20 protein-coding genes are annotated in these 25,772 nt (G+C 46.1%); 13 read left to right on the top strand and 7 right to left on the bottom strand.

Annotation, left to right across the window (positions count from 1 at the left end):
- Positions 1-612: 612 nt before the first annotated feature.
- From purR to elyC, 3 genes are all read right to left on the bottom strand, one after another.
- The gene (gene purR / locus D5I41_RS16875; protein WP_119010804.1) at positions 613-1,629 is read right to left on the bottom strand and encodes an HTH-type transcriptional repressor PurR; all 1,017 of its coding nucleotides are present in this window, start codon (positions 1,627-1,629) and stop codon (positions 613-615) included.
- Positions 1,630-1,780: 151 nt separating this feature from the next.
- A complete protein-coding gene (torD, locus tag D5I41_RS16870; protein WP_119010803.1) occupies positions 1,781-2,428 on the bottom strand; it encodes a molecular chaperone TorD in 648 nt (215 codons plus the stop codon).
- Positions 2,429-2,516: 88 nt separating this feature from the next.
- The gene (gene elyC / locus D5I41_RS16865; protein ID WP_017030405.1) at positions 2,517-3,284 is read right to left on the bottom strand and encodes an envelope biogenesis factor ElyC; all 768 of its coding nucleotides are present in this window, start codon (positions 3,282-3,284) and stop codon (positions 2,517-2,519) included.
- A 179-nt stretch (positions 3,285-3,463) separates the two neighbouring features.
- Between elyC and cmoM the strand changes: the two genes are divergently transcribed.
- From cmoM to mukB, 4 genes are read left to right on the top strand one after another with little or no spacing between them, the layout of a single operon-like run.
- Positions 3,464-4,249 (top strand): tRNA uridine 5-oxyacetic acid(34) methyltransferase CmoM, encoded by a 786-nt coding sequence (gene cmoM, locus D5I41_RS16860; protein ID WP_162892881.1) that lies wholly within the window; start codon positions 3,464-3,466, stop codon positions 4,247-4,249.
- A gap of 8 nt (positions 4,250-4,257) precedes the next feature.
- Complete coding sequence (gene mukF / locus D5I41_RS16855) at positions 4,258-5,610, top strand: chromosome partition protein MukF (RefSeq protein ID WP_162892853.1); 1,353 nt, start codon at positions 4,258-4,260, stop codon at positions 5,608-5,610.
- Positions 5,591-6,283, top strand: coding sequence for a chromosome partition protein MukE (mukE, locus tag D5I41_RS16850; RefSeq protein ID WP_119010800.1), 693 nt, complete (start codon positions 5,591-5,593; stop codon positions 6,281-6,283). The genes mukF and mukE overlap by 20 nt, the downstream gene beginning before the upstream one ends.
- Positions 6,280-10,734 carry a chromosome partition protein MukB gene (gene mukB, locus D5I41_RS16845; RefSeq protein WP_119010799.1) on the top strand — a complete coding sequence of 1,485 codons (4,455 nt, stop codon included), beginning with the start codon at positions 6,280-6,282 and terminating at the stop codon, positions 10,732-10,734. Before mukE ends, mukB begins: the two co-directional genes overlap by 4 nt.
- A 325-nt stretch (positions 10,735-11,059) precedes the next feature.
- Here mukB and D5I41_RS16840 read toward each other — a convergent pair whose 3' ends face one another.
- Positions 11,060-11,893 carry an NAD-dependent epimerase/dehydratase family protein gene (locus D5I41_RS16840; protein ID WP_119010798.1) on the bottom strand — a complete coding sequence of 278 codons (834 nt, stop codon included), beginning with the start codon at positions 11,891-11,893 and terminating at the stop codon, positions 11,060-11,062.
- Positions 11,894-11,895: 2 nt separating this feature from the next.
- Complete coding sequence (locus tag D5I41_RS16835) at positions 11,896-12,129, bottom strand: TIGR02647 family protein (protein ID WP_119010797.1); 234 nt, start codon at positions 12,127-12,129, stop codon at positions 11,896-11,898.
- 529 nt (positions 12,130-12,658) lie between these two features.
- On the opposite strand from D5I41_RS16835, the gene torE reads away from it, so the two are divergent.
- From torE to D5I41_RS16815, 4 genes are all read left to right on the top strand, one after another.
- Positions 12,659-12,835 carry a trimethylamine N-oxide reductase system protein TorE gene (gene torE, locus D5I41_RS16830; protein WP_017027652.1) on the top strand — a complete coding sequence of 59 codons (177 nt, stop codon included), beginning with the start codon at positions 12,659-12,661 and terminating at the stop codon, positions 12,833-12,835.
- Between the two features lie 42 nt (positions 12,836-12,877).
- Positions 12,878-14,062 carry a pentaheme c-type cytochrome TorC gene (gene torC / locus D5I41_RS16825; protein WP_102539118.1) on the top strand — a complete coding sequence of 395 codons (1,185 nt, stop codon included), beginning with the start codon at positions 12,878-12,880 and terminating at the stop codon, positions 14,060-14,062.
- Positions 14,063-14,081: 19 nt separating this feature from the next.
- A complete protein-coding gene (gene torA / locus D5I41_RS16820) occupies positions 14,082-16,547 on the top strand; it encodes a trimethylamine-N-oxide reductase TorA (RefSeq protein WP_119010796.1) in 2,466 nt (821 codons plus the stop codon).
- 177 nt (positions 16,548-16,724) lie between these two features.
- Positions 16,725-17,153 (top strand): YMGG-like glycine zipper-containing protein, encoded by a 429-nt coding sequence (locus D5I41_RS16815; protein ID WP_371860129.1) that lies wholly within the window; start codon positions 16,725-16,727, stop codon positions 17,151-17,153.
- Positions 17,154-17,567: 414 nt separating this feature from the next.
- Here the strand turns inward: D5I41_RS16815 and D5I41_RS16810 are convergent, their stop codons facing one another.
- Together D5I41_RS16810 and cmoA are read right to left on the bottom strand one after the other, a co-directional pair.
- The gene (locus D5I41_RS16810) at positions 17,568-18,563 is read right to left on the bottom strand and encodes a ligand-gated ion channel (RefSeq protein WP_119010794.1); all 996 of its coding nucleotides are present in this window, start codon (positions 18,561-18,563) and stop codon (positions 17,568-17,570) included.
- A gap of 61 nt (positions 18,564-18,624) precedes the next feature.
- On the bottom strand, positions 18,625-19,350 hold the full coding sequence (cmoA, locus tag D5I41_RS16805; protein WP_119010793.1) for a carboxy-S-adenosyl-L-methionine synthase CmoA: 726 nt from the start codon (positions 19,348-19,350) through the stop codon (positions 18,625-18,627).
- Positions 19,351-19,617: 267 nt separating this feature from the next.
- Here cmoA and aspS point away from each other — a divergent pair, with 267 nt between their 5' ends.
- The 5 genes from aspS to ruvB all read left to right on the top strand — a co-directional run bounded on the left by aspS (position 19,618) and on the right by ruvB (position 25,669).
- Positions 19,618-21,393: an aspartate--tRNA ligase gene (aspS, locus tag D5I41_RS16800; RefSeq protein WP_119010792.1), complete on the top strand. Its 1,776-nt coding sequence runs from the start codon at positions 19,618-19,620 to the stop codon at positions 21,391-21,393.
- A gap of 71 nt (positions 21,394-21,464) precedes the next feature.
- The gene (gene ruvC / locus D5I41_RS16795; protein ID WP_119010791.1) at positions 21,465-21,986 is read left to right on the top strand and encodes a crossover junction endodeoxyribonuclease RuvC; all 522 of its coding nucleotides are present in this window, start codon (positions 21,465-21,467) and stop codon (positions 21,984-21,986) included.
- Between the two features lie 227 nt (positions 21,987-22,213).
- Positions 22,214-23,233, top strand: a complete 1,020-nt coding sequence (locus tag D5I41_RS16790) for an IS110 family RNA-guided transposase (RefSeq protein ID WP_119008151.1) — start codon at positions 22,214-22,216, stop codon at positions 23,231-23,233.
- A gap of 807 nt (positions 23,234-24,040) precedes the next feature.
- A complete protein-coding gene (ruvA, locus tag D5I41_RS16785) occupies positions 24,041-24,655 on the top strand; it encodes a Holliday junction branch migration protein RuvA (RefSeq protein WP_017027645.1) in 615 nt (204 codons plus the stop codon).
- A 3-nt stretch (positions 24,656-24,658) separates the two neighbouring features.
- The gene (ruvB, locus tag D5I41_RS16780; protein WP_119010790.1) at positions 24,659-25,669 is read left to right on the top strand and encodes a Holliday junction branch migration DNA helicase RuvB; all 1,011 of its coding nucleotides are present in this window, start codon (positions 24,659-24,661) and stop codon (positions 25,667-25,669) included.
- The last annotated feature ends 103 nt before the right edge of the window (positions 25,670-25,772 follow it).

Below are 25,772 nucleotides of genomic sequence, written 5' to 3'. Positions count from 1 at the left end.
CGAGGGTGACGCGTTTTGGGAGATCTTGGGCGTTCTGTTTTGATACTGAACGGGCCCAAATTCCACTATGAACGAATCAACCAAAACACAGCGTCGTTCCCGAGTGCTTTTATCGGGAACCTAAAGAGCTTCAGAGGTAGTAGACCCTCGATAGGAGCGCTCGAGGGTGACGTGTTTGGGAGATCTTGGGCGTTCCTTTTTGATACTGAACGGACCCAAATTACAGCATAAGCGAAGCAACTAAAACACACCGTCGTTCCCGAGTGCTTTTATCGGGAACCTAAAGAGCTTCAAAGGTAGTAGACCCTCGATAGAAGCGATCGAGGGTGACGGTGTTGGGAGCCCTTGGGCGCTCCGTTTTGATACTGTTCGAACTCAAATTACACCATAAACGCACCAACCAAAACACACCGTCGTTCCCGAGTGCTTTTATCGGGAACCTAAAGAGCTCCAAAGGTAGTAGACCCTAGATAGAAGCGCTCGAGGACGGGGTTGGAAGCTCTAGGGTGATACGTTTGGAATCATCAAGGGTGACGTTTGCTATGGGTAAGGGTTTAGCCTAGTAAACAAAAACGGCAGCCCTAGGGCTGCCGTTCTCAAATATTTTACAACTTACCCAGCATTAAGATTACGAACGCTCGCACGTTCAATCAGCTCTGGGTGCATTTCAAAGACACGGCGGTCGTGCTCTTTATCTTTGATTCGCTCAAGAAGGATCTCAAATGCAGTCTTGCCCACACGACGCTTAGGTTGGTGAACCGTAGTCAGTGGCGGAGCAAAGTAGGCTGCAAGGTCGATATTGTCATAGCCAATGATCGAAATATCTTCAGGAACCAACAGACCATGTTGGCGTAGGCGACTGATCAGGCCTAATGCCATAATGTCGTTAAAACAGAACACAGCAGTAGGACGCTGCTCTTCTGGAATAGCAAACAGCTTGTCAGCAGTTTCAACAGCGGTATCGCATTCGAAGTTGCCTTCAAAAATACGTTTCTCGTCAAAATCGATGTTCGCTTCTTTTAGAGCACGCTTATAACCGGAAATACGCTCGATGCACGCCAGTTTCTCAGCTTGACCTGTCAGACAAGCAATTCGCTTATGACCATTTTTAACAAGGTATTTAGTCGCTAGATAGCCACCTTCCTCTGAGTTATCGATGATCTTGTCTGCAGATGAAGACTCAGGGCCCCAGTCCATCACTACTTTCGGGATACCTGGGTGAGAATCTAACATTTCACGCAATTCTTCAGTCAGATCAGAACACATGACTAAAATACCGTCAACGCGCTTCTCTGCAAGCATGCGAATGTAGTCACGTTGCTTCTCATATAACCCACCAGTGTTACATAGGATTAGGGTATAGCCTTGGCGATAGCAGTAGCTTTCTACGCCGTCGACCACTTCTGCAAAGAATGGGTTCGTCGACTGAGTTACCAACATGCCAATGGTGCGAGTGGTGTTACATTTAAGACTACGAGCTACTGCACTTGGTGCATAGTTAAGCTCTTTTACTGCGTCCATTACACGTTCTTGCGTTGCTTCTGCAACAAAACGAGTTTTGTTAATCACGTGGGAAACAGTGGTAGTGGACACACCAGCTAGCTTTGCGACGTCTTTAATGGTTGCCATGCTATACCTTGTAAAGAAAACTGAGGGTTATTGAAAATGGAAAGTTAGGAAGAGGTTAGCACTCTTAGCCTATACTGCAAACGATTGCGCCGGGCAGTCTAGCCATAAATGCAAGTGCTGACAATGCATTTATGGCCATAATGTGAATCTATTACTCATTGCCCAGATAGCGGCAATCTAATTCACAGAAGTTAACGAGCAATTCAGCGACGGAAGAATAAAAACCAAACTCATCATATTGAGTGCAGTTTTCAGAAAATTGCGGTACCCAAGAAAGGATGTGCTCTTCTATTAACGCCTTTTGTTCCGCTAGTGCTTGTTCAAGGTGAGACTCTTGTTCTAGCTCATTGGAGCGAATAATCAGGTTACCAAGGAAATCCAATTCTAAGGCGAGGTGGTCAGCAGGTTCGTTGAAGTTCTTATCCACTTCAATGCCTTTCTCCAACATTAACTGCGCCATATCTTGAGCAGGCTTGCCATTGAGCAATTTACTGTCATCCAGATAGATAGAGGCGTAGGGCAGTGCAGCATACTTGTCTGACGTTAAGAATAGGTCACAAAAATCTGCAGCGAGTTCGAGCTGAGCATCTTCTCTATCTTGAAGACGGTTGAGCGCGTCAACAACGCGTTCTACAGACTTAACCAGTTCTTCATTTTCAGCCAACCCGCCTAGAAATCCACGTACTTCGGCAGATTGATAGGCCTTCAAATCTTCTTCTGTCAGTTCTTTAGAGAACAGGCTTGAAAACCACCAGTAGATTTCAGCGCGTTGTTCGTTGAACTGTTTTAGTTCTTGCATAGATAAATCCGTTTCTTTGACACAAATGAAAAGGCTATCTGTATAGATAGCCTTATCGTGTTAAATAGTATCTTAAATTATGAATCAGTTAGTTGGAGCTGACAAGATCTCGTATCTTCTGCCACCAAATTCCCATGGTTTCATGCCAATAGCGCTCAGTTTGCTCGAGATATCGAGCCTGTGGCGTGTATTTGACCCAGGCTTGATTGATATTCGACTGTGCCAAGTAATTGGTAGGTGCAGGCAGCGGCTCAAGGCCGGCGCTATGGAACTCTCCTAATGCTCTGTGCATATGACTAGCTGAAGTCACAAGGGCTAGGCTCTTTTGACCCACAAACCCAGCAGCTTGTCTTGCTTCTTCCCAGGTATCTTGGGCGGTCTCTAATAGAATGATGTCGGATTTTGCCACGCCCAATGCTAAAGCGACCGTTGCCATCATGCGCGCTTGGCTCATTTCTGAGCCTCCGTCATAGCCAGATAAAATGAGTTTCGCTCCAGGGTACATACGCAAAATACGAATGCCTTCGCTTAGGCGCATCAATGCGGTTCGGCTTAATTCTGAGGTAGGAGGAATCTCAGCGTCAACCACATGCCCACTGCCAAGGACCATGACATAATCTAGGCTCTCTGACGGTGGTAAAAAGGCGGTGTATTTTCGTTCTAAAGGCTTAAGAAGAGAGGTTGAAACGGGTTGGAATGAAATAGTAAAGATCGATATCAGTGAGATAAAGATGAAAATACAGCCAGCTTTATGCCTTCGGGTAAACATAACGAGTGCCAATCCTACGAAGCCAACCAGCAACATTGCAGGCAGTGGCATAAGAAAAGCAGTGATGATTTTTTTCAGTTCAAACATGTTGGGATAAACCAATTCCTAGGTTAGGTGGGGCAAAAAATGTGTCACGGGAATAAATGCCCCGCATTTGGTCGTTTTTTTAGTCGATCGAAGAGTCAAATCAACGACAGCGCTTTATTCTTGACGTCCTTGTGACACAATACGAAACACTCTTAAATAACATCATACCTCAATTAAAAGTGACACAAGATCGTAATTTCGACGATATTGCCCACAAATTTGCCGAAAATATTTATGGCTCGGACAAAGGCAATATACGTCAGACTATCGTCTGGGAGGATTTGCAGCAAATCATAACCCAGATTGGTGGCGACTCGAAACCCCTTACCGTACTTGATGCGGGAGGTGGGTTAGCTCAAATGTCACAAAAGTTGGCGCAGCAAGGCCACAAAATTATTTTGTGTGATGTGTCTAACGAAATGCTTTCGTTAGCTAAGCAAGATATTGCGCAAAAGGGCTTGCTAGAGCAGTATCAGTTTATTCATGCGCCGGTTCAAGAGTTGGATCAACATCTTGAACAGCCAGTAGATTTAGTACTGTTTCATGCGGTAATGGAATGGCTAGCAGATCCAAAGCAAGCGCTTCAAAAATTAATGAGCCATGTAGCCCCAGGCGGCATGGCTTCGATTATGTTTTATAACCACCACGGATTGGTGATGAAAAACGTAATTTGCGGCAATATACCTCATGTATTGCAGGGAATGCCCCATCGTAAACGGTTTAAGTTGCAACCTCAGAAAGGGTTGTTACCAGAAGACGTATACCAATGGCTACAACAGTGCGATTTGCGCATTTGTGGTAAATCTGGGATCCGGTCTTTTCATGACTATATTGGATTTACTCAGTATGTGGGTGATTACAGTCAAGAAGATCTGATGCAACTTGAACAGCAATTATGCAGAACTGAACCCTACCTTTCATTAGGAAGATACATTCATGTATGGGTTCAGAAGGAACAACAGTAGGGAACTGGATGAGTCAACTCTCCCAAGAAGGGCAACAAAACGACCAAGTCACAGTAGATGAGTTGGTCGGGTGGGTTAAACAACACGATTTCTCCCTTAATTTAACCAGCGAACACTTAAGCTTTTTGGTCGGTATCGCCTTGTTGAGTCAAGAGCGTTTTGATGAAGAGCTGGGTGAAGGCGAACTGCACGACGCATTTGCCATTGTTCAGCGCGAGTTTAATGGTACTGAAAGCTCTGGCAACGCAGCATTCAAAGCCAATAACGCGATTAACAGTTTGGTGGCACAACGACTACTCAGTCGATTTACCAGCGAAGGACAAGAAGGCAGCAGCATTTATCGCCTGTCTCCTTTGGCCGTGGGTATTTCTGAGTATTACTTGAGGCATCGCCAATTTTCTAAGCTTAAGTTATCCATTCAACTAACCTTAGCCGGTAAAGAGCTCACCAATGCAGTTACCATTGCCGAAGACGAACCGAGCTCTGAAGGCTGGCGACGAGATATCTACGGCACGCTTAAGTTTTCGGTAGCTGAGATCTTTGATCAGATTGACCTTAATCAAAGGGTCATGGATGAAGAGCAAGGCCAAGTAAAAACGCAAATAGCAGAGCTATTGAATCAAGATTGGCGCGAGGCCATCAGTCAATGTGAGACCTTGCTATCGGCAACCTCAAATACCCTTACCGAGCTGCAATCATCCTTGCAGGCTGCTGGCGATGAGTTGCAGTCTCAGCTATTGACCCTGCAACAAATCGTGTATGGCAATGAAGAGCTGGACTATATCGATGCAGTATTGTTTAGCTTGCAGGTAAAACTTGACCGAATTATTAGTTGGGGTCAGCAATCCATTGATCTATGGATTGGGTATGACCGCCACGTACATAAATTTATTCGTACCGCTATCGATATGGATAAAAACCGCGCCTTTAGCCAACGACTTCGCCAGTCTATTCAAGACTTTGGAGCGAACGCATGGCTGCTGACCTTTGCGGATGCTGAGCGTCTACGAGACCTAAGAGATGAATCTATGGTGCTCAAGAACGATGAAGCGTTAGGAGAACTGCCGCCAGAGGTCGAGTACCAAGAGATGCTACAGGTAACCAATGAGTTAGCTGAGCAGGTTAAAGGTATGCTGAAAAATCATAAAAACCAGGGAGCGAGAATCGACCTCGGTGAGGTACTGCGCAACTATCTTGCCACTCACCCACAAGCGAGCCATTTTGATTTGGCCCGAATGGTAGTCGACCAAGCAGTACGCTTGGGTTACTCAGAACAAGACTACGCGGCCATTCAACCAGATTGGCAGTCGATTAACGAATATGGTGCAAAGGTACAAGCAAATGTCATCAACAAATTCTGAACTGTATATGCCAGAGAACCTGGTACGAGCGATTGCAAATCCGCTGTTTCCAGTATTGGATAGCCTGCTTCGCTCTGGTCGTCACATTACTCAAGACGATATGGATAACCACGCGCTTTTGTGCGACTTCGAAACGGATCTGATGCTGTTCTATCAACGCTACAACACAGAGCTGGTTCGCGCCCCAGAAGGCTTTTTCTACTTACGGCCCCGCTCAACAACATTGATTAACCGCAGCGTGCTATCTGAATTGGATATGCTGGTGGGCAAGGTGTTGTGTTTCTTATACCTAAGCCCTGAGCGCTTGGCTCAAGAGGGTATCTTTAGCAATCAAGAGATGTTTGAAGAACTGCTGTCTATTGCCGATCACAAGACACTAATGAAGTTTGTGACCAACAAGGCAACAGGTACCGATCTGGATAAAGAAAAGCTGTACGACAAGGTTCGTACGTCACTGCGTCGTTTGAAGCGTCTTGGGATGCTTCTGCCGATGGGCGAGGGTGATAAATTCCGTATCAGTGAAGCGGTGTTCCGTTTTGGCGCTGATGTTCGTGTTGGTGACGATGTTCAGCAAGCACAAATGCGTTTAATTAGAGATGGTGAGGCCGTACCTTCAGAAGAAGTACAGCAAGGAACCCTGCTAGATGAGTCTGAGAGTGAGGAACAAGCATGATTGAAAGAGGAAAATATCAATCACTGACGATGGTTAACTGGAACGGCTTCTTCGCGCGTACCTTTGACATCGATGGTCTTGTGACCACACTTTCTGGTGGTAACGGTGCGGGTAAGTCGACCACTATGGCGGCGTTTATTACCACCTTGATCCCAGATCAAAGCCTACTGCACTTTAGAAACACCACGGAAGCGGGTAGCTCGCAAGCCTCTCGAGACAAAGGCTTATACGGTAAGTTGCAGCCCGGTGTCTGTTACTCCGCTCTAGAGGTTGTCAACTCACGTAATCAGCGCTTGGTATTTGCGGTTAAGTTGCAGCAGATAGCCGGCCGTGACAAGAAAGTAGATATCAAGCCGTTCGTGATCCAAGGACTGCCAAGCTCAATTAAAGCAGCACAGCTGTTTATTGAGACAGTCAATGAGACTCAGGCAAAGGTGTGTCAGTTAAATGAGGTGAAAGAGCGTGTCGCTCAAATAGAGGGTGCTCAATTTAAGGCCTTCAACTCGATTACTGATTACCATGCTCAGATGTTTGATTTTGGCGTTGTGCCAAAGAAACTGCGTAACTCAAGTGACCGTTCGAAGTTCTATCGCTTAATTGAAGCATCACTATACGGTGGTATCTCAAGCACCATTACGCGTTCTTTGCGTGACTACTTGTTGCCACAAAATGGCGGCGTTAAGAAAGCATTCCAAGATATGGAATCAGCGCTGCGTGAGAACCGCATCACCCTTGAAGCGATCAAGAATACTCAAGCGGATCGTGACCTGTTTAAGCATCTATTAACCGAGTCGACCAACTACGTGGCAGCAGATTACATGCGCCATGCTAATCAGCGTCGTTCAAAGCTAGAAGCCACTTTGGGTTTACGCGCTGAGCTGTTTAGCAACCGTCAGCAGATCATTGACAACAATGCACTGCTTAATAGCACTCAACAGCAGCTTGAGGCGGTGCTAGAAGAGCACTCAGCACTAGAGCAAGACCATCAGTCGGCTATTGATTATCTGCAACTGGTTCAAAACGCGCTTCAGCAACAGCAAAAAATAGCGCGCTATGAAGAAGACTTGATCGAGCTTAGTGAGCGTCTTGAAGAGCAAATCATGGTCGTGGAAGAGGCTCAAGAAGCCCTTATCACCGCCGAAGAGCAAAGCGAACTGACAGAGCAAGAGGTGGATAGCCTTAAGTCTCAACTTGCTGATTACCAACAAGCCCTTGATGTTCAGCAGACACGCGCATTGCAATATCAACAAGCCATAAAAGCCCTTGAAGAAACACGCACGCTTTGTGATTTAGAGATTGAGTCTGTTGAGCAGATCCCAGCATTAATTGCAGAGCTAACGGCGCAGCAACAAGCACAAACGCAGCAGATTTTATCGCTAAAACATAAACTAGATATTAATTCAGCGGGTGTTGAGCAGTTCAATAAGGCCTTTGAGTTGGTTAAGCGTCTTGACGCAGGTTGTGAACGCAGTGGCGCTGCCAGCTTTGCGAAGAATGCATTGGCAAAAGCGGTGAGTGCGAATAATGATGTGCAGCAACTTTCTCACTGGCAGTCACAGAAACAAGACTTGACCAAAGCCGTCGCGAAGCAGCAAGCCGCTCGCACATTGGTGAGTGAATATCAGCAGCAATTTGCTACGTTGTTGGTTGATGAAGCCGACCTTGAAGTGGAATATGAGCGCCAATCTGGGGCCATTGAGACGGCGGAGATGGGCATTGAATCGGATCGTGAAAACCTGATAGAGATGCGTCGCAATGAACAGCAAATCAATTCTGAGATTCAACGCTTTGAATCCATAGCGCCTCGCTGGATCAAGGCGAGCGATGCACTCACTCAGCTAAGTGACCAAACGGATGCTGAGCTGAACAGTGCGCAGTCAGTGATGGCTTCAATGCAATCAGTATTGGAATCTGAGAAAGCCTTGCTATCAAGTAAGGATGCGCTGGCGATTCGCCGCACTCAAGTTGAAAAAGAGATTGAAGCATTAGGTGCACCAGGCGGCGCCAATGACGCTCGACTTAAGGCTCTAGCTGATAGCTTAGGCGGTGTGCTTCTTTCTGAAATCTATGACGACATCACCCTAGAAGATGCTCCGTACTTTAGCGCTATGTATGGTCCGGCTCGTCACGCTATCGTAGTATCGGACATGAGCGGTGTGAAGGAGCGTCTAGTCGAGTTTGATGACTGCCCTGATGACGTTTATATCCTAGAGGGTGATGTAGATGCCTTCGATGATAGCCAATTTGAGGTAGAAGAGTTTGAAGGTGCAGTGTGTGTTCAAGTTAGCGAACAGCAACTGCGTTTCTCACGCTTCCCTAAAGTGCCTCTGTTTGGTCGAGCGGCACGTGAATCTCGTTTGGAGACGCTTCGTGAAGAGCGCGACCAATTAATCGAAGACTACGCTAAAGCCTCTTTTGATGCGCAAAAAGCACAGCGTCTGTACCAAGCATACAATGACTTTGTGGCACACCATGCCCAAGTCGCATTCGAGGATGATCCTGAGCAAAGCATTAACTCATTGCGAAGCCAGCGCAGTGCACTAATTGAAAAACTATCAGCGCTGCAATCTGCAGAAGCAGAGCACAAGGCGGCACTAGCTAAAGCTAAGAAGGCGCTGTCAGCGCTTGATAAGATTGCGCCGTCTCTGCACCTGCTTGAAGACGAGTCCTTAAGCGAGCGTTTAGAAGAAGTTCTGCAAAAACTAGAGCTATTGTCTGAGAGCAAGCGATACCTAGACCAGTTCGGTCAGACGCTACAAAAGCTTGAGCCGATTGCGAATGCCCTTGAGGCGGATCCTGAGCAATTTGATGCTATTCAGGCGGAATATGAAGCCTTAGACCAAGCACTACAGTTCAACAAACAAAAGACCTTTGCATTGTCGAATGTACTGGGGCGCAAAGCGCACTTTGCCTATGCAGACTCGGTGAAGCTTCTTGATAAAAGCAGTGAGCTAAGCGAACAGCTGAAGCTGAAGCTTGCGACTGCAGAGCAAGAGAAAGATCGTGCCCGTGAGGGCTCCAAACAGGCTCAGCAACAGTTCCAGCAATACAATCAGCTACTGGCAACGCTGAAAAGCTCGCATCAAGCGAAATCGGAAACCGTTCAAGAGTTCCGCCAAGAGTTGACGGATGCGGGCATTACGCTAGATGAGGGCATCCTAGAGCGTGCACAAACGCGCAAAGAAAGCCTGCATCAACGCATTGAAACCTCTCGCACTGCTCAAGCGCAGATGCAAAAAACACTGACAGCGACTGAGATGGAGCTTCGCAGTTCTACCAAAGCGCTTAAGAAGCAGCAGAAAGAGTACTCAGAGCTGCGTACCTTTGTTGTAACGGCAAAAGCCGGCTGGTGTTCAGTGCTTAAGCTTGCAAGAGAGCATGATGTAGAACGCAGACTGCACAAGCGTGAACTGGCGTATCTTTCAGAGGGCGAGCTTCGCTCTATGTCGGATAAGTCTTTGGGTGCGCTTCGCTTGGCTGTTGCTAATGAAGATGACTTGCGTGATTCACTGCGCGCATCGGAAGATACCGCATATCCTGAGCGTAAGGTGCTGTTTTACATTGCGGTCTACCAATACCTAAGAGAGCGTATTCGTCAGGACATTATCCACACCGATGATCCTGTAGAAGCTATCGAAGAGATGGAGGTAGAGCTTGCCCGTCTGACTGAAGAGCTGAATCAGCGTGAGAACCGCTTGGCGATTAGCTCAGAATCGGTATCGAGCATTATCAAGAAAACCATTCAGCGTGAGCAAAACCGTATTCGTATCTTGAACCAAGGCTTGTCCAACATTCACTTTGGTCAGGTTAAGGGTGTGCGATTGAATGTGCAGATCCGTGAGAGTCATCAAATTTTGTTGGATAGTTTGGCTTGTCCAGACAAGACTCATCAGCAATTGTTTGATAACTCAAGACTGACCTTCTCCGAGGCCATGGCTAAGTTATTCCAGCGTGTGAATCCTCATATCGACATGGGACAACGCTCGCCGCAGGTGATGGGTGAAGAACTGTTGGATTACCGCAACTACCTAGAAATGGGTGTTGAGGTAAACCGTGGCTCAGAGGGTTGGCTACAGGCGGAATCTGGCGCACTTTCTACAGGTGAGGCGATCGGTACTGGTCAATCTATCTTGTTGATGGTAGTTCAGAGCTGGGAAGAAGAATCACGTCGCTTACGCAGTAAGGATATTGTTCCTTGTCGCTTGTTATTCTTAGATGAGGCAGCGCGTCTTGATGCAAAATCCATTGCGACCCTGTTTGAGCTGTGTGATCGCTTGAATATGCAATTGTTGATTGCCGCTCCTGAAAACATCAGCCCTGAGAAGGGAACCACCTACAAGCTAGTGCGTAAGGTCTTCAAAGACCACGAGCACGTGCATGTGGTTGGCTTGCGTGGCTTTGGTCAACAATCGGTGGGCTCAGAGACGATTGATGAGGCTGAGGTGGTTTAGTCAGTTCAAGATATCAGATAAAACGCAGTACATAGCGTTTTATCTGAGGAATCAAGTGACAGACTAACAGCAAAGTCATTTCCACAGTGGTTAGTGGGGATCTACCTTTCCGCTGAATTTCAGAGATGCCCGACCGGAGTGCCGGCCCAGAAAACCCTCGGACATGACGCCTATCTTTATATCAATAGTAACACACTAAAAGCAGAGTCATTCCCACTGTTGTTAGTGGGAATCTATTTGCCAGCCTTATTCTTCAGTTGCTCGAAAAAGAACGCAGATATGATGCCTAGTTTGGGTAAGTAGTAAGCCAGTTAATCCCCATCTCTTACAACAAATCTAACGTATGTTGGAAATGGTACTGATATCCAAGTTTGACGGATTTTGAGCTATCGATTTGCTTGTCTGGAGTATCAACCACTTCAGGCAAGGAAATGTTGAGGGATCGAGCGTCTATCGCCGCTTGATAAAACTGCGCTTTATCACAGGTATTTGGCGTGGAGGCATTAATGATGTCATGCCCAATATGAGTCATAGCATACTCAACCATACCAACAGCATCCACCCTATGCAGCATGTTTGCAGGAGCATTGCGACTCACTGAGCGTAATCGCATAGCAAAGCGAGAGGGATGGCGAATCTCATCCACCAATCCACTGCAGCGGATCACCACATAATCCATCCCACTCTCTATAATTTTTTGCTCAGCTTGCAACAGAGCGAGGCTTTTTTTGGAAAAATCATTACTGCCAAGGGCTAACTCTAGGCTCGCGTCATCCTCTTTCATATCTTTCGATACAGAAGGGTAAACCGCGGTAGAGCTAATCATTATGACTTTACGGGCGCCACCTTGCTTTGCTGCGTCACAGATTTGCTGCCAGTTATTGGCATAACTGTCCCAATCGGGAGTTGCACTGCGCCTGAAGCCTGGGGTAATACACCCAATAACCACCTCAATTTTCAATTGCTCAATGAGCGATGCTAGAGGTTGTATGCAAGGTAGGGGGAGTTGTAATTGATGAGCCGATAAACCGAATTCAAGGCTTTCTTCGGTGTTCTCATGACTCGAATTTGTCACGTGAACAGTGTGGTTTGAGGCGCTAAGTTGTTTGGCTAATGGGCGACCAAGCCAACCTGCGCCTATAATTAAGACTGCAGTCATATTTAGTGACTAAGGGCTCTCAATACTTTTTCGGCGTGCTCAGCGATTTCAATGCCTTCATCCGTTAGATAGCCACCATCATTTAGAGTACATAAACCCTTATCGAAAAGTCTTCTGACTGCCAGTTGTACATGTTCTTCTGCGTCGCTGTGTACTTTGATACCGGTTGCAGCACTGTTTAAATCGAATTGAAGAAGTAGATTTAGTTCATCGGTCAATAGTTGATTGAATTTCATGATTATTCCTTTTTGATACTTTCTTCCACAGTAGGACTGGAATAGCACTGAATCAACAACAAACAGTAAAAAACGTTATCTATATCCTACGCCCGCTCAATTGTTCATCACTAAAGGGGCTTCTGAAGGAAATTTAAAAGATTTGTCATTGTAGCGTAAAAAAAGTCAAATTTAACATTGACTCTCTGTCAGCCCAGACTGGACAAGACTTTACACTTTTTATCCACAATTATTGTGGATAACCGCTCTAGAAATCCAAAAAGACCGATGTTCAAAAAACCATCAAACAGCAGAGTAAAGTAAATTAAATTAGCCATTTACATTTACTTTCAATTTAAGTTGCGTCAAATTGCGCGCTTTAAAAATTTCATTATTGATCCTGTTGCTTATTCAAGCTGTGAATAACTCTTGTTGATAGGAAATATCAATCGCAACAACTGGATAGATCAGGGATATGGTCTAAATTTTTAGTATTGGCTCGCCGCGGTATTACCGTGGTGAATGAATAACAACAATCAAGGCAACGTGTATGAGTGATATGAATAATATCCAAGAAGAAGAGAAAAGCTCACTTGAGTGGAAAGCCTTTCTTTTTATCGCAGTCGTTCTATTCCCGGTTCTAAGTGTGGTGTTAGTAGGCGGGTATGGTTTTGTGGTCTGGATGCTTCAAGTTTTTGTATGGGGCCCACCCGGCATTCATGGTTAAGCAAGATGCAACTAAGAAAACTGATTTAAGAGCGAGAGTAAGATGAAGTCACTAATCGTGAAACTATGGAAAACGATGGGGCGCCCAGCTAAACATATAAGTTTAGGCGTTCTCACCCTAGGCGGCTTTTTGGCCGGGGTTATCTTTTGGGGCGGATTTAATACTGCACTAGAAGCCACCAACACTGAGGAGTTTTGTATAAGCTGTCACACCATGCGTGATAACGTATACGAAGAGCTTCAAACAACGGTTCACTGGAAAAACCATTCGGGTGTTCGTGCAACCTGCCCAGATTGTCACGTTCCTCATGAGTGGACCGCTAAGATAGCGCGTAAGATACAAGCTTCTAAAGAAGTGTATGCTCAGATCTTTGGAGACTTAGATACCCCAGAAAAATTTGAAGCGCGTCGCTTTGAGCTGGCTCGTCATGAGTGGGACCGTTTTTCAGCCAACAAGTCTCTGGAATGTAAAAACTGTCACAACTACGAATCAATGGATTATGAGTTAATGTCTCCAACGGCTCGAATTCAAATGAAGCAAGCGGCAGAGCGAGATCAAAGCTGTTTGGATTGTCACAAAGGTATTGCTCATAAACTGCCTGAAAATATGGATACCTCAGGTGGTATGGTCGGTGAGCTAGAACAGATTGCACACTCAACCTCTTACTCTAAAGACTCCTCTTATGTGTCTGTTCGTCACCTTCCTCTATACGAAGACAAAGACCTTTCTGTTGAAGCTGGTCTATTGAACCCAGCGTCTCAAATTAAGGTTCTTCAGGTCACAGACAAAGCTCTACAAGTTGAAATTAGTGGCTGGCGTAAAGACAAAGGCTTTGGGCGAGTAATTCAAGAAGACTTTGGTATGAATATCGCGGTGGGCTCTCTACTTAAAGAAGCGGCACAAAGCGATGCTATCGTGCAAAGCTTTGAAGAGAAAGAAGATGAGCTAACCGGTTTGCCTTGGAGCCGAGTTATCGCAACAGTTTGGATGAAACCAGAAGCACTAGTAGAAAGTTACGATCCAATTTGGGAGCGTGCGGGTGAGTCATACACCGTAAACTGCTCAACCTGTCATACACAGCCAGCACCTGCACACTTCAGTGCTAATGCATGGCCGGGCATGTTCAACGGTATGTCAGCATTCGTAAACCTAGATACTGATAGTGAAGCCTTGGTATTGAAATACCTACAGAAACATTCATCTGATTTCTCAGATGAGCATCACTAATTCTGGACGGAGAGAAATAATGTCATTATCAAGAAGAAGCTTTCTGAAAGGTTTAGGCGCAACAGGTGCTGCAGCATCCGTGATTGGTCCAAGCTTATTAGTATCAAGCTCTGCTAACGCCGCTTCAGAAACAGAAGGTGTGTGGAAGACTTCAGGATCCCACTGGGGCGCTTTTCGCGCTCGAGTGTGGGCCGGTAAGGTTCAAGAGATAAAACCGCTAGAAGTGGATAAATACCCAACCGAGATGCTAAACGGTATCAAGGGTATTATCTATAGCCCCTCACGTATCCGCTACCCTATGGTTCGTTTGGATTGGTTGAAGAAGCACAAGTACGCCACAGATACACGTGGTAACAATCGCTTTGTTCGTGTCACTTGGGATGAGGCGCTTGATCTCTTCTATCGAGAGCTTGAGCGTGTTCAAAAAGACTACGGTCCTTGGGCACTGCATGCGGGTCAAACAGGCTGGCGTCAAACAGGCCAAATGCACAGCTGTAATAACCATATGCAGCGCGCTATCGGCTTGCACGGTTACTCGGTGAAGAAGGTAGGGGATTACTCTACCGGTGCAGGTCAAACCATATTGCCGTATGTACTTGGCTCTACCGAGGTGTACGCGCAAGGCACGTCTTGGGAGCTTATCCTAGAGAACAGTGACAACATCATTATCTGGGCAAACGATCCGGTTAAGAACCTTCAGGTAGGTTGGACGTGTGAAACCCATGAGTCGTTTGAGTATCTTGAGCAACTGAAAGAGAAAGTCGCTAAGAAAGAGATCAATGTGATCTCGGTGGATCCAGTTAAGAACAAGACTCAGCAATACCTTGGCAACGAACACTTGTATGTGAATCCACAAACTGACGTAGCCTTCATGCTAGGTATGGCACATACGCTGTATACAGAAGATCTGTACGATAAGAAATTTATCGAGCTGTACTGTCTTGGCTTCAAAGAGTTTGTTCCTTATATGATGGGTGAAACCAAAGATAAGGTAGAAAAAACGCCAGAATGGGCTGCGGAAATCTGTGGCGTTCCAGCGGATAAGATTCGTGAATTTGCTCGCATGCTAGTGAGCGGTCGCACTCAGATCATGTTTGGTTGGTGTATACAACGTCAAGAGCACGGTGAACAGCCATACTGGATGGGTGCTGTACTGGCTTCAATGATTGGTCAAATTGGCTTGCCGGGCGGTGGTGTATCTTATGGTCACCATTACTCTGGTATCGGCGTCTCCTCTACAGGCTTCGGTGCGCCGGGTTCATATCCTCTGAATATCGATACAGGTCAAGAGCCTAAGTACACCAACAAGGACTACAACGGCTACAGCAGCGTTATTCCTGTGGCTCGTTGGATTGACTGTCTTCTAGAGCCCGGTAAGAAAATTCAAGCGAATGGCAGTGAAGTAACACTTCCTGCCTACAAAATGATGGTGATTAGTGGCAACAACCCTTGGCACCATCACCAAGATCGCAACAACATGAAGAAGGCGTTCAAAAACCTTCAAACCATGGTGACTATCGATTTTGCTTGGACTGCTACGTGTCGTTTCTCAGATATCGTTTTGCCAGCGTGTACTCAGTTTGAGCGTAACGATATTGATGGCTATGGCGCATACTCAGGTCGTGGTCTCGTTGCGATGCATAAGCTTGTCGACCCGCTGTTCCAATCTAAAACTGACTTTGACATCATGACTGAGCTTACCGCTCGCTGGGGCCGTGACAAAGACTACACTCGTGGCATGTCTGAAATGGAGTGGGTGAAGAGTCTATACGATGGCTGTAAGGCATCTAACCCTAAGTTTAATCTGCCAGAGTTTGAAGAGTTCTGGGAGAAAGGCTTCCTAGACTTTGGTAAGGGTCAACCTTGGACGCGTCACGCAGATTTCCGTGAAGATCCCGAGATCAGTGCCTTAGGAACACCATCAGGCTTTATCGAGATCACCAGTCGTACTATCGGGCGCTACGGTTACGAGCATTGCCAAGAGCACCCAATGTGGTTTGAAAAGTCAGAGCGCTCCCACGGCGGTCCAGGCTCGGATAAACACCCGTACTGGCTCCAGTCTTGTCACCCAGACAAGCGCCTCCACTCACAAATGTGTGAATCAGAAGAATTCCGCGCAACTTATGCGGTTCAGGGACGTGAGCCTTGCTACCTAAACCCTAAAGATGCGAAAGCCAAAGGGATTAAAGATGGGGATTTGATTCGCGTGTTTAATGATCGCGGACAGCTTTTAGCCGGGGCCGTAGTGAGTGACCATTACCCAGAGGGTGTGATTCGAATTGAAGAGGGTGCATGGTACGGACCACTCAATGAGAAAATTGGCGCAATAGATACCTATGGCGATCCCAACACCCTAACTCAAGACATTCCATCATCAGAGTTGGCACAGGCAACATCTGCCAATACCTGCTTGGTGAATATCGAGAAGTTCAAAGGCGAGGTACCTCCAGTGACTGCCTTTGGTGGACCACTAGAGGTTTCTTAACCTTTTAATTATTGAAACTAAAACCACCGATTAAATTCGGTGGTTTTTTTATGTCTAATTACTAGGGTCTGTTCGTGTGATTTGTTTTACTTATGGTTGCAATAATTAGAGCTAATTTTTCTATAGCTTTGGCTAGCTGTATCTTACGTGCAATTTAATTGTTGATGAGACCAGAAAATGAAATCAAGCCTAATGAAAATGAGCAGTGTATTAAGTATCGCGATGTTAGTAGGGTGCTCATCACCTGCTTTTGATGCTGAGAATGAAAATGCTGCCCGTAACCGAGGTGCGGCAGGCGGTGCCCTTGTTGGTGCAACATTAGGAGCGCTGACTGGCGAACCAGAATTGGCAGTCATGGGGGCTGTTGCTGGTGGCGTGACCGGTGGTGTTGCCGGTTCTATGAAAGACTTAGAAGACTCTCGCTCAGCAGATCGAAATGAAGTGCTTGCTGATGGCATCAGTCAGGACAACCGTAGCGATGCAGAGAAGAGACTTGCTGAGCTGGAAGCTGAAGTCCGAATTAAACAGCTAGAGGCAAAATTGGCTGAATATGAGGAAGCAGAGTTGGCAGACCACGATGAAATAGAAGAGTTACCAGCGAGCTAGTGCTTTGAGCCAAAGGCTCCTTTAATAAAATAGTCTTAATTCTAAGGCCACCAACTTAAGTTTGGTGGCTTTTTTGTCTCTGCTACTCTTGAAGTTAAATGACAAGCAAAAAAAAGCCGACCACGAAAAAACGTGCGATCGGCTTGTATTCTTGTGAACAATAACTACGTTCACTAACAACGTCAGTTGGCTAGGTGATCCTTGGCTTAAAAGGATCACTTTCTCTAATGCACTATACGTGCCAACTTTTAAAATTATTTATTAAACCTTTGTTATATAAGGATTAAACTTTAAAAATTAACTTGTTTAGCAAATTGCATTTTCATAATGCAATGCATTTTAGATTTTTGCATATGTGTGCTTGTGCATATTTTAGGCATATGGTTCGGATGCATCCGCAATCATCTACAGAAATTAAACAAAGAACCTAAATACCAAGGTTTCAAGTGCGACAATCCCGAACAGGGCAGGGAAGGTGATTCTAGAAATGATATCCAACCTGTGGGCTAGCCCCAGCTTGCCTTCCTTGGCTAAGGCTGACGTTGCAATACATTGCAGTAGGCTGGCGAACACCAAAATAGTCGATGCCAAGATAAAATAATCTAAGCTGGTTAAATAAGGCAGGCGAGGCAAGATGGTGTCAGCCGAAAAACGATAAGCAATCAAGGTTAACATTGAGGTTATCGCAATACCTACGTTACTGGCGACATTGAGTGGGTCCATCCAAAACACAGCCCAAGACATGGCAACAATCAAGGCTAACGGCAAGATCATCTTCAGGATGTAATAACTGCTGAGCCGCTCTGCAACAAAGCCGTAATTGATACCCGCGACATTGATGGTGTCATTTTGATAAGGGCGATAGGCTTTTGTTTCGGCAAACCAGTCTAGAATGCGCCAGTCCGCAAGGGACAAGCTGCTGGCGATCCCAGAGAACTCTTCAATATCAATCATCTCAATTTCAGCTGGATTATACCCAGGAGCAACCAGATGGAAATTGAAATCCTGTATATCAAAAGGGAAACGGTTTAGGCGCATGGCTTGCGAGTAACTGCCCCAGCTGGCCACCAAGAAGGATACCTGACCTTCAGGGGTAATAGTGACGCTGTCTTTATTGTGAAAGAAGATCTTTTGCTGACTGACGATCTGGAACTGAGGGTGCCAAACCTCATCCAAGTCTTTTGTAATAGGCTCTGGACCGGGGTGAGCTTCGCGACTGTCCAGCCAACTTATGCGATAAAAAAGACGAATATCAAAACTTTGTGACGAGGTGTCAATACCATCTACGTCAGCAACAAATAGCGCAGTGTTTATTCTTAGGGGCAGATCACCGGGCGGTAGGCCCTTTGAGGCGAGGGTAGTAGGAACTATACAAAATAGCGCTAATATAAAAATACCAATTGTTCGCATCGGCAGTCGCTCCATCAACTTGATCTTCAAATTATAGAGCGATTACCGTGTAACGTCGGATTTACTTGATAGCGAACATGGATCCGAAGTTAAAGCACTGGAACCAAACCTCACTGCTGCTAAAGCCAATGTCAGCAAATCTCTGTTTGTGAGTCTCAATCTTGTCAGGAAGCATTACGTTCTCAATAGCACTGCGTTTCTGGCTAATTTCCAGCTCGCTGTATCCATTGGCGCGTTTAAAATCGTGATGTAAATCGATAAGCAGCTCATGGGAGGTTTGATCCTCAAAGATGAACTTTTCAGAAAGGATTAAGATGCCGCCCGGCAGCAGTCCTTTGTAGATCTTTTCAAGCAGCGCCTGACGGTCATCTGGAGATAAAAACTGCAGCGTGAAGTTCAAGACCACAACAGAGGCGTTTTCAATTACGATTTCGCGGATATCAGCTTCGCGAACATCAACAGGAGTTTTAGCTTTATAAGCATTGATGTGCAGCTTACAGCGCTCCACCATTGCCGAAGAGTTATCTATCGCGATGATATTGCAGTTATCTGTGGTGATGTTACGACGCATAGATAAGGTAGCAGCGCCAAGAGAGCAGCCAAGGTCATAGAGATTTGACCCTTCTGTTGCAAAACGCTCAGCTAACATGCCAATCGCCGATATGATATTGCTGTATCCGGGTACAGAACGCTGAATCATATCTGGGAACACTTCTGCTACGCGTTCATCGAAGGTAAAGTCGCCAATCTTTTCGATTGGAGCGGAAAAAATCTTATCTGTGCTCATCGGGATCTTGGTGTGTAAGTAATAACAAGCGTAAGTTTAGAGAAAAGGCACCGAGCTGTCATTAATCTAGCTCAATTGCGTTAAAGCTTGTTGTTTTTCCCTTTGTTTGCTCAAAAACAGAGCAAAGCCCACCTTTCATGCAGAAAAAGTTGCTTTGCCTGTCGATTTTAAGGCTATTTCCGAGTATAAATATCGGTTAATTGCGTCGAGATCTTATTGTCTCGATAGAACCTTATTAGTTATTAGAAAAGAGTCGGGAAATTCAATATGCGTAGCCATTATTGTGGTCAACTGAACAAGTCCCTAGCAGGACAAACTGTAGAACTTTGCGGTTGGGTAAACCGTCGTCGTGATCTAGGCGGCCTTATTTTTATCGATATGCGAGATCGTGAAGGTATCGTTCAAGTAGTTGTTGACCCAGATATGGCAGAAGCTACTGCTGTAGCAAGCCAATTACGTAACGAATTCTGCATTAAGCTAACGGGTGAAGTTCGCGTTCGTCCTGACAGCCAAGTAAACAAAGACATGGCGACTGGTGAAGTTGAAATCATCGCTAAAGGCCTAGAAATCATCAACCGTTCAGATGTGTTGCCACTGGATTTCAACCAAAACAACTCTGAAGAGCAGCGTCTTAAGTATCGTTACATCGACCTACGCCGCCCTGAAATGAGTGACCGTATTAAGCTGCGTGCTAAAGCGTCAAGCTTTGTGCGTCGTTTCCTAGATGACAACGATTTCCTAGATATCGAAACCCCTGTTCTGACTAAAGCAACGCCAGAAGGCGCACGTGATTACTTGGTGCCAAGCCGTGTTCACAAAGGCAACTTCTACGCGCTTCCACAATCTCCTCAGTTGTTCAAACAGCTGTTGATGATGTCTGGCTTTGATCGTTACTACCAAATTGTGAAGTGTTTCCGTGATGAAGACTTGCGTGCGGACCGTCAACCTGAATTTACTCAGATTGATATTGAGACCTCATTCATGTCAGCAGACCAAGTGCGTGCAACCACAGAGAAAATGGTTCACGACATGTGGCAAGAACTACTGAACGTTGACCTTGGTGAGTTCCCTGTAATGCCATTTGCAGAAGCTATTCGTCGCTTTGGTTCTGATAAGCCAGATCTACGTAACCCTCTTGAGCTTGTTGATGTTGCTGACATTCTTAAAGATGTTGAATTCAAAGTATTCGCTGGCCCTGCAAACGACGAGAAAGGTCGTGTAGCAGTACTTCGTGTACCAGGTGGCGCTAAGCTGACTCGTAAGCAAATCGATGGCTACGCTGAGTTCGTTGGTATCTACGGTGCGAAAGGTTTGGCTTGGATGAAGGTGAACGACCGTGCAGCTGGCATGGAAGGTATCCAATCTCCAGTAGCTAAATTCCTAAATGAGGAAGTGATCAACGGTATTCTTGAGCGCACTGGCGCAGAATCTGGCGATATCATCCTATTTGGTGCTGATAAAGCGAACGTTGTTTCAGAAGCGATGGGCGCACTGCGTCTTAAAGTAGGTACTGATCTAGAACTAACAGACCTAGCAGCATGGAAACCACTTTGGGTTGTTGATTTCCCAATGTTTGAAGAAGACGGTGAAGGCAACCTGCACGCGATGCACCACCCATTCACTTCTCCTCTTGGCGTAACAGCAGAAGAGCTAAAAGCGAACCCTGCGGCTGCAAACTCTAATGCATACGACATGGTTATCAACGGCTACGAAGTGGGCGGCGGTTCCGTACGTATTCACAACGCAGAGATGCAAGCAGCAGTGTTTGACATCCTAGGCATTGATGCAGAAGAACAGCAACTTAAGTTTGGTTTCTTACTAGAAGCCCTTAAGTACGGCACGCCTCCACACGCAGGCTTAGCATTCGGTCTTGACCGCCTAGTGATGTTGCTATGTGGTACAGAGAACATCCGTGACGTGATTGCATTCCCTAAAACGACCAATGCATCTTGTCTACTAACAAACGCACCTAGCCTTGCAAACCCAGCCGCACTAGAAGAGCTTTCTATTGCAGTGAAAATTGCGAAGAAAGAAGGCGAATAACACTCGCGTTTAACTAGTCTAAACTCCCGCTTATATCGCGGGAGTTTTTGTTTGAGGGATAGAAAACATCAATGACGATTATTTTAGGAATAGATCCTGGCTCTAGAATTACCGGGTATGGGGTTATTCGTCAAAACGGTAGGCACTTGTATTACCTAGGTAGTGGCTGTATCCGCATGTCAGAGAAGGAACTGCCGGGTAGGCTAAAGCAAATTTATGCAGGCGTGAGCGAAATCATCACTCAGTTTCAGCCTGATGTATTTGCTATCGAGCAAGTCTTCATGTCGAAAAATGCCGACTCTGCGTTAAAGCTAGGGCAGGCGAGGGGCAGTGCCATTGTCGCTGCGGTAAATGCTGACCTAGAGGTTCATGAGTATGCGGCGAGGCTTATCAAACAAGCGGTAGTAGGTACTGGTGGTGCAGACAAAGCCCAAGTACAACATATGGTTCAACAAATGCTGAAGCTGCCCGCAAAACCGCAGGCCGATGCCGCCGATGCACTAGGTGTCGCAATATGCCACGCCAACACCAACAAAACGCTGGTGGCCCTAGCAGGCAAGGCAACCTCTGCAAGACGCGGCCGATATCGCTAACTTTTGAGCCGTTAGTTAATAGCTGTTAGCTGACAGTTGGCAGCTTGAAGCTATCAGTCCAACTCCCGTCATTGCCGAGGTCTCTTATCGGCAATCTTCAAAGAGTGCGCTCCCAGATTCCCGCTAACAGCACGCGGGAATAATGAAATGGACCCACCCTTTACACGGCGTCACAATGCGCCAAGATGAAGTTGAACAAACAAGCATCTAAATAAGGGTAGGTCCACATGACAAATGTAACGGTCGGATTAGATATTGCCAAGAATGTTTTTCATGCAGTGTTCGTCACATCACGCGGAAAAATCACATATAAGAAGCAGCTTAAGCGCGCGGCTACACTCTCATACTTTGCTAAGTTAGCTCCTCAAACAATTGCCATTGAAGCCTGTGGTGCCTCTAATCACTTGGCTCGGGAGCTCATCAAGCTTGGGCATGAGGTTAAACTCGTCCCTCCGCAACATGTCACTTCATATCGTCGTAAAAATAAGAATGACTACAACGACGCAGAAGCGATAGCGGAAGCCGCACAACGTGACAATATGACGTTTGTACCGATAAAAACCATTGACCAACAAGACGCTCAAATGTACCTGCGTATTAGGCAACGCTTGATTAAGCAACGCACTCAACTAATGAACCAGATACGAGGATTACTGCTTGAGTATGGGCTCTGTATGAATCGAGGTATCTCAGCCTTGCGTAGGTCCGTTCCAGAGTTCTTAGAAGACCCAGGTAACGAACTGACCTGGGTCGCTAGAGATTTGTTCAATGAACTGTACCAGGAGTTCTTGTCCTTAAACGACCGTATTGAACAGGTCGAGAGCAAGCTAAAGGCTTTTGCTAAAGAAAATTATGTCTGTCAGATAGCGCAAAGTGTCGTGGGTATCGGACCTATCACCGCGCTAGCGTTGTATGCAGCCATTGGGAAAGGGACACAGTTTAAGAGTGGTCGACACTTCTCTGCTTGGTGTGGTCTGGTTCCGAGACAGTTCTCAACTGGAGGGAAATCTCAACTGTATGGCATCACCAAGAAAGGTAACGTCGTACTCAGAGCGCTTCTGATACACGGAGCGAGGAGTGTACTCCAATATGCAGATAGGAAAGAAGACAAGGTGAGCGTCTGGGCAACTAAGCTGAAGCATGAGAAAAGCTTTAACAAAGCCTGTGTAGCGTTAGCGAATAAGTTGGCACGCATTGTCTGGGCTGTGATTACACACAACAAACCGTACCAACTTAAAGAAGCATAACTTGATAATGCTAACGCTCTAAACAGTAGGGAATTAACCAGTTAAACAACACTCATCGTCAGTTGCGATACATTTTACATCGATGGTTAGCGGTCATCCCGCCCCAGTGAAACTCTGACACCGTCATTGGCTCATCAGAAGCCGTGGGAATGATAAAGAGCATTGGGTGCAGATTACATCAAGGCCATGAGCACGATAGAGCTCAGTAAACAGGCCGAATATATGAACGACAATGACTCAATAACCAAGAATGTAAAATGACTTGCAAACTGGGTGGGTCCATATATGACGATTTTACAGCTGTTATCTATTAGCTGACGGCTGGCAGCTTGAGGCTTCGATCCAACCCCCAGTCATTGCCGAGGTCCCTTATCGGCAATCTTCAGAGAGTGCGTTCTAAGATTCCCGCTAACAGCATGCGGGAATGATGTTTTACAGTTTTTAGCTAATATCGGTCAGCTGACAGATTGAGGCTCGAAGCCCAAGCCCGTCATTGCCGAAGTCTCCAATCGGCAATCTATAAATGAGTACGTTCCCAGATTCCCGCTAACAGCATGCGGGAATGACATTTTTGCAGCTATTAGCTTTCAAGCCAACCCCCGTCGTCCCCGAGTGCTTCTATCGGGGACCTAAAGCTTATAGGGTTCCCCGATAATCACCGCAAGAATGATGTTTTCACGGCTGTTATCTGTCAGCTGACAGCTTAAAGCTGCCAGCTCAGTCCCCGCTATTTACTCGGAGTACTGGCTATCCGTCCAGTTATTTATTATCATCAATAACATTGTAAACAGCGATTGGAAATAGACAGTGATTGGACGCTTACGTGGAACCCTTATCGAAAAACAGCCCCCAGAACTTTTAATTGAAGTGGGTGGGATTGGCTATGAAGTTCAGATGCCGATGAGCTGTTTTTATGAGCTGCCAGAAATTGGCCAAGAAGCGATTATTTATACTCACTTCGTGGTGCGAGAAGACGCGCAGCTTTTGTATGGTTTCAACAGTGTGAATGAGCGAGCTCTATTCCGTGAAGTGATTAAAGCTAATGGCGTGGGTCCTAAACTGGGCTTGGGTATTTTGTCGGGCATGACGGCGGGTCAGTTTGTTAGCTGTGTTGAGAACGAAGATATCTCTACTCTGGTTAAACTGCCAGGCGTGGGTAAGAAAACCGCCGAGCGTTTGGTAGTCGAGATGAAAGACCGACTTAAAGGCTGGGGTGCAGGTGATCTCTTTACGCCTGCCACTGACGCAGCGCCAATGGATAAAGGTCTGTCTAGCGACGAAAGTGCCATTGACGAAGCGGTGAGTGCATTACTGGCATTGGGTTACAAACCGCAATTGGCTTCAAAAGCTATCTCGCAGATTGCCAAGCCTGATATGACCAGCGAATCCCTGATCAAAGAAGCTCTACGAGCGATGGTATAATAGATGATTGAAGCTGACCGACTCATTGCACCTGAAAACCCTACCTTTAGAGACGAAGAAGCGATTGATCGCGCGATTCGTCCTAAAAAGCTTGAAGATTATCGAGGCCAAGACCACGTGCGTGGTCAGATGGAGATTTTCATCAAAGCGGCTCAAATGCGCAATGAAGCTTTGGATCACCTGCTTATCTTCGGGCCTCCTGGTTTGGGTAAAACCACACTTGCTAACATTGTTGCCAATGAGATGGGTGTTAACATCCGCACCACTTCAGGTCCTGTGCTAGAAAAAGCTGGTGACTTGGCGGCGCTTCTAACCAACTTAGAAGAAAACGATGTGTTGTTTATTGATGAAATACACCGCTTGAGCCCTATGGTTGAAGAGGTCCTTTATCCTGCGATGGAAGATTATCAATTAGACATCATGATAGGCGAGGGGCCTGCTGCTCGTTCTATCAAGATTGACCTACCACCCTTCACATTGATTGGCGCCACCACACGAGCGGGTTCTTTAACCTCGCCACTGCGCGATCGATTCGGCATTACTCAGCGTCTTGAATATTACAAGATTGAAGATCTGCAACACATTGTTCAGCGCAGTGCAGATTGCTTGAATTTGTCGATGGAAGAGGAGGGCGCTCTTGAAGTCGCAAGACGTGCTCGAGGTACTCCGCGTATTGCTAACCGTTTACTAAGGCGTGTGCGCGATTATGCCGAAGTGAAGGGTGATGGACATATCGATTCGGGTATCGCAGACAAAGCCTTGGACATGTTAGATGTTGATAGCCTTGGTTTTGATTACATGGACCGCAAATTATTGCTGGCTATTATTGAGAAATTTAACGGTGGCCCGGTTGGCCTCGATAATATGGCCGCTGCCATCGGTGAAGAAAAAGATACCATTGAAGATGTACTAGAGCCGTATTTAATTCAGCAGGGCTATCTGCAAAGAACCCCTCGAGGTCGAATTGTTACAGACCGTGCCTACTTACATTTTGGATTTGATATAAAAGATTGATGAATAGTTACAGGGGTGTAATGCCCCTTTTATTTGTCAGACAATAACCCTTCCAAATTATTAACCTTGGTCACATATCAACCTCTTTCCGCCTAATAAATAA

The sequence above is a fragment of the Vibrio superstes genome (assembly GCF_003569005.1).
Classification (GTDB): Bacteria; Pseudomonadota; Gammaproteobacteria; order Enterobacterales; family Vibrionaceae; genus Vibrio; species Vibrio superstes.
The sequence above is the reverse complement of the archived record's forward strand: the minus strand, read 5'-3'. Positions and strand labels throughout refer to the sequence as shown.

Coding starts and splice junctions, on each gene's coding strand:
- purR (WP_119010804.1), bottom strand. CDS start 1,629: ATGGCAACCATTAAAGACGTCGCAAAGCTAGCTGGTGTGTCCACTACC.
- torD (WP_119010803.1), bottom strand. CDS start 2,428: ATGCAAGAACTAAAACAGTTCAACGAACAACGCGCTGAAATCTACTGG.
- elyC (WP_017030405.1), bottom strand. CDS start 3,284: ATGTTTGAACTGAAAAAAATCATCACTGCTTTTCTTATGCCACTGCCT.
- mukF (WP_162892853.1), top strand. CDS start 4,258: ATGAGTCAACTCTCCCAAGAAGGGCAACAAAACGACCAAGTCACAGTA.
- mukE (WP_119010800.1), top strand. CDS start 5,591: ATGTCATCAACAAATTCTGAACTGTATATGCCAGAGAACCTGGTACGA.
- mukB (WP_119010799.1), top strand. CDS start 6,280: ATGATTGAAAGAGGAAAATATCAATCACTGACGATGGTTAACTGGAAC.
- D5I41_RS16840 (WP_119010798.1), bottom strand. CDS start 11,893: ATGACTGCAGTCTTAATTATAGGCGCAGGTTGGCTTGGTCGCCCATTA.
- D5I41_RS16835 (WP_119010797.1), bottom strand. CDS start 12,129: ATGAAATTCAATCAACTATTGACCGATGAACTAAATCTACTTCTTCAA.
- torE (WP_017027652.1), top strand. CDS start 12,659: ATGAGTGATATGAATAATATCCAAGAAGAAGAGAAAAGCTCACTTGAG.
- torC (WP_102539118.1), top strand. CDS start 12,878: ATGAAGTCACTAATCGTGAAACTATGGAAAACGATGGGGCGCCCAGCT.
- torA (WP_119010796.1), top strand. CDS start 14,082: ATGTCATTATCAAGAAGAAGCTTTCTGAAAGGTTTAGGCGCAACAGGT.
- D5I41_RS16815 (WP_371860129.1), top strand. CDS start 16,725: ATGAAATCAAGCCTAATGAAAATGAGCAGTGTATTAAGTATCGCGATG.
- D5I41_RS16810 (WP_119010794.1), bottom strand. CDS start 18,563: ATGCGAACAATTGGTATTTTTATATTAGCGCTATTTTGTATAGTTCCT.
- cmoA (WP_119010793.1), bottom strand. CDS start 19,350: ATGAGCACAGATAAGATTTTTTCCGCTCCAATCGAAAAGATTGGCGAC.
- aspS (WP_119010792.1), top strand. CDS start 19,618: ATGCGTAGCCATTATTGTGGTCAACTGAACAAGTCCCTAGCAGGACAA.
- ruvC (WP_119010791.1), top strand. CDS start 21,465: ATGACGATTATTTTAGGAATAGATCCTGGCTCTAGAATTACCGGGTAT.
- D5I41_RS16790 (WP_119008151.1), top strand. CDS start 22,214: ATGACAAATGTAACGGTCGGATTAGATATTGCCAAGAATGTTTTTCAT.
- ruvB (WP_119010790.1), top strand. CDS start 24,659: ATGATTGAAGCTGACCGACTCATTGCACCTGAAAACCCTACCTTTAGA.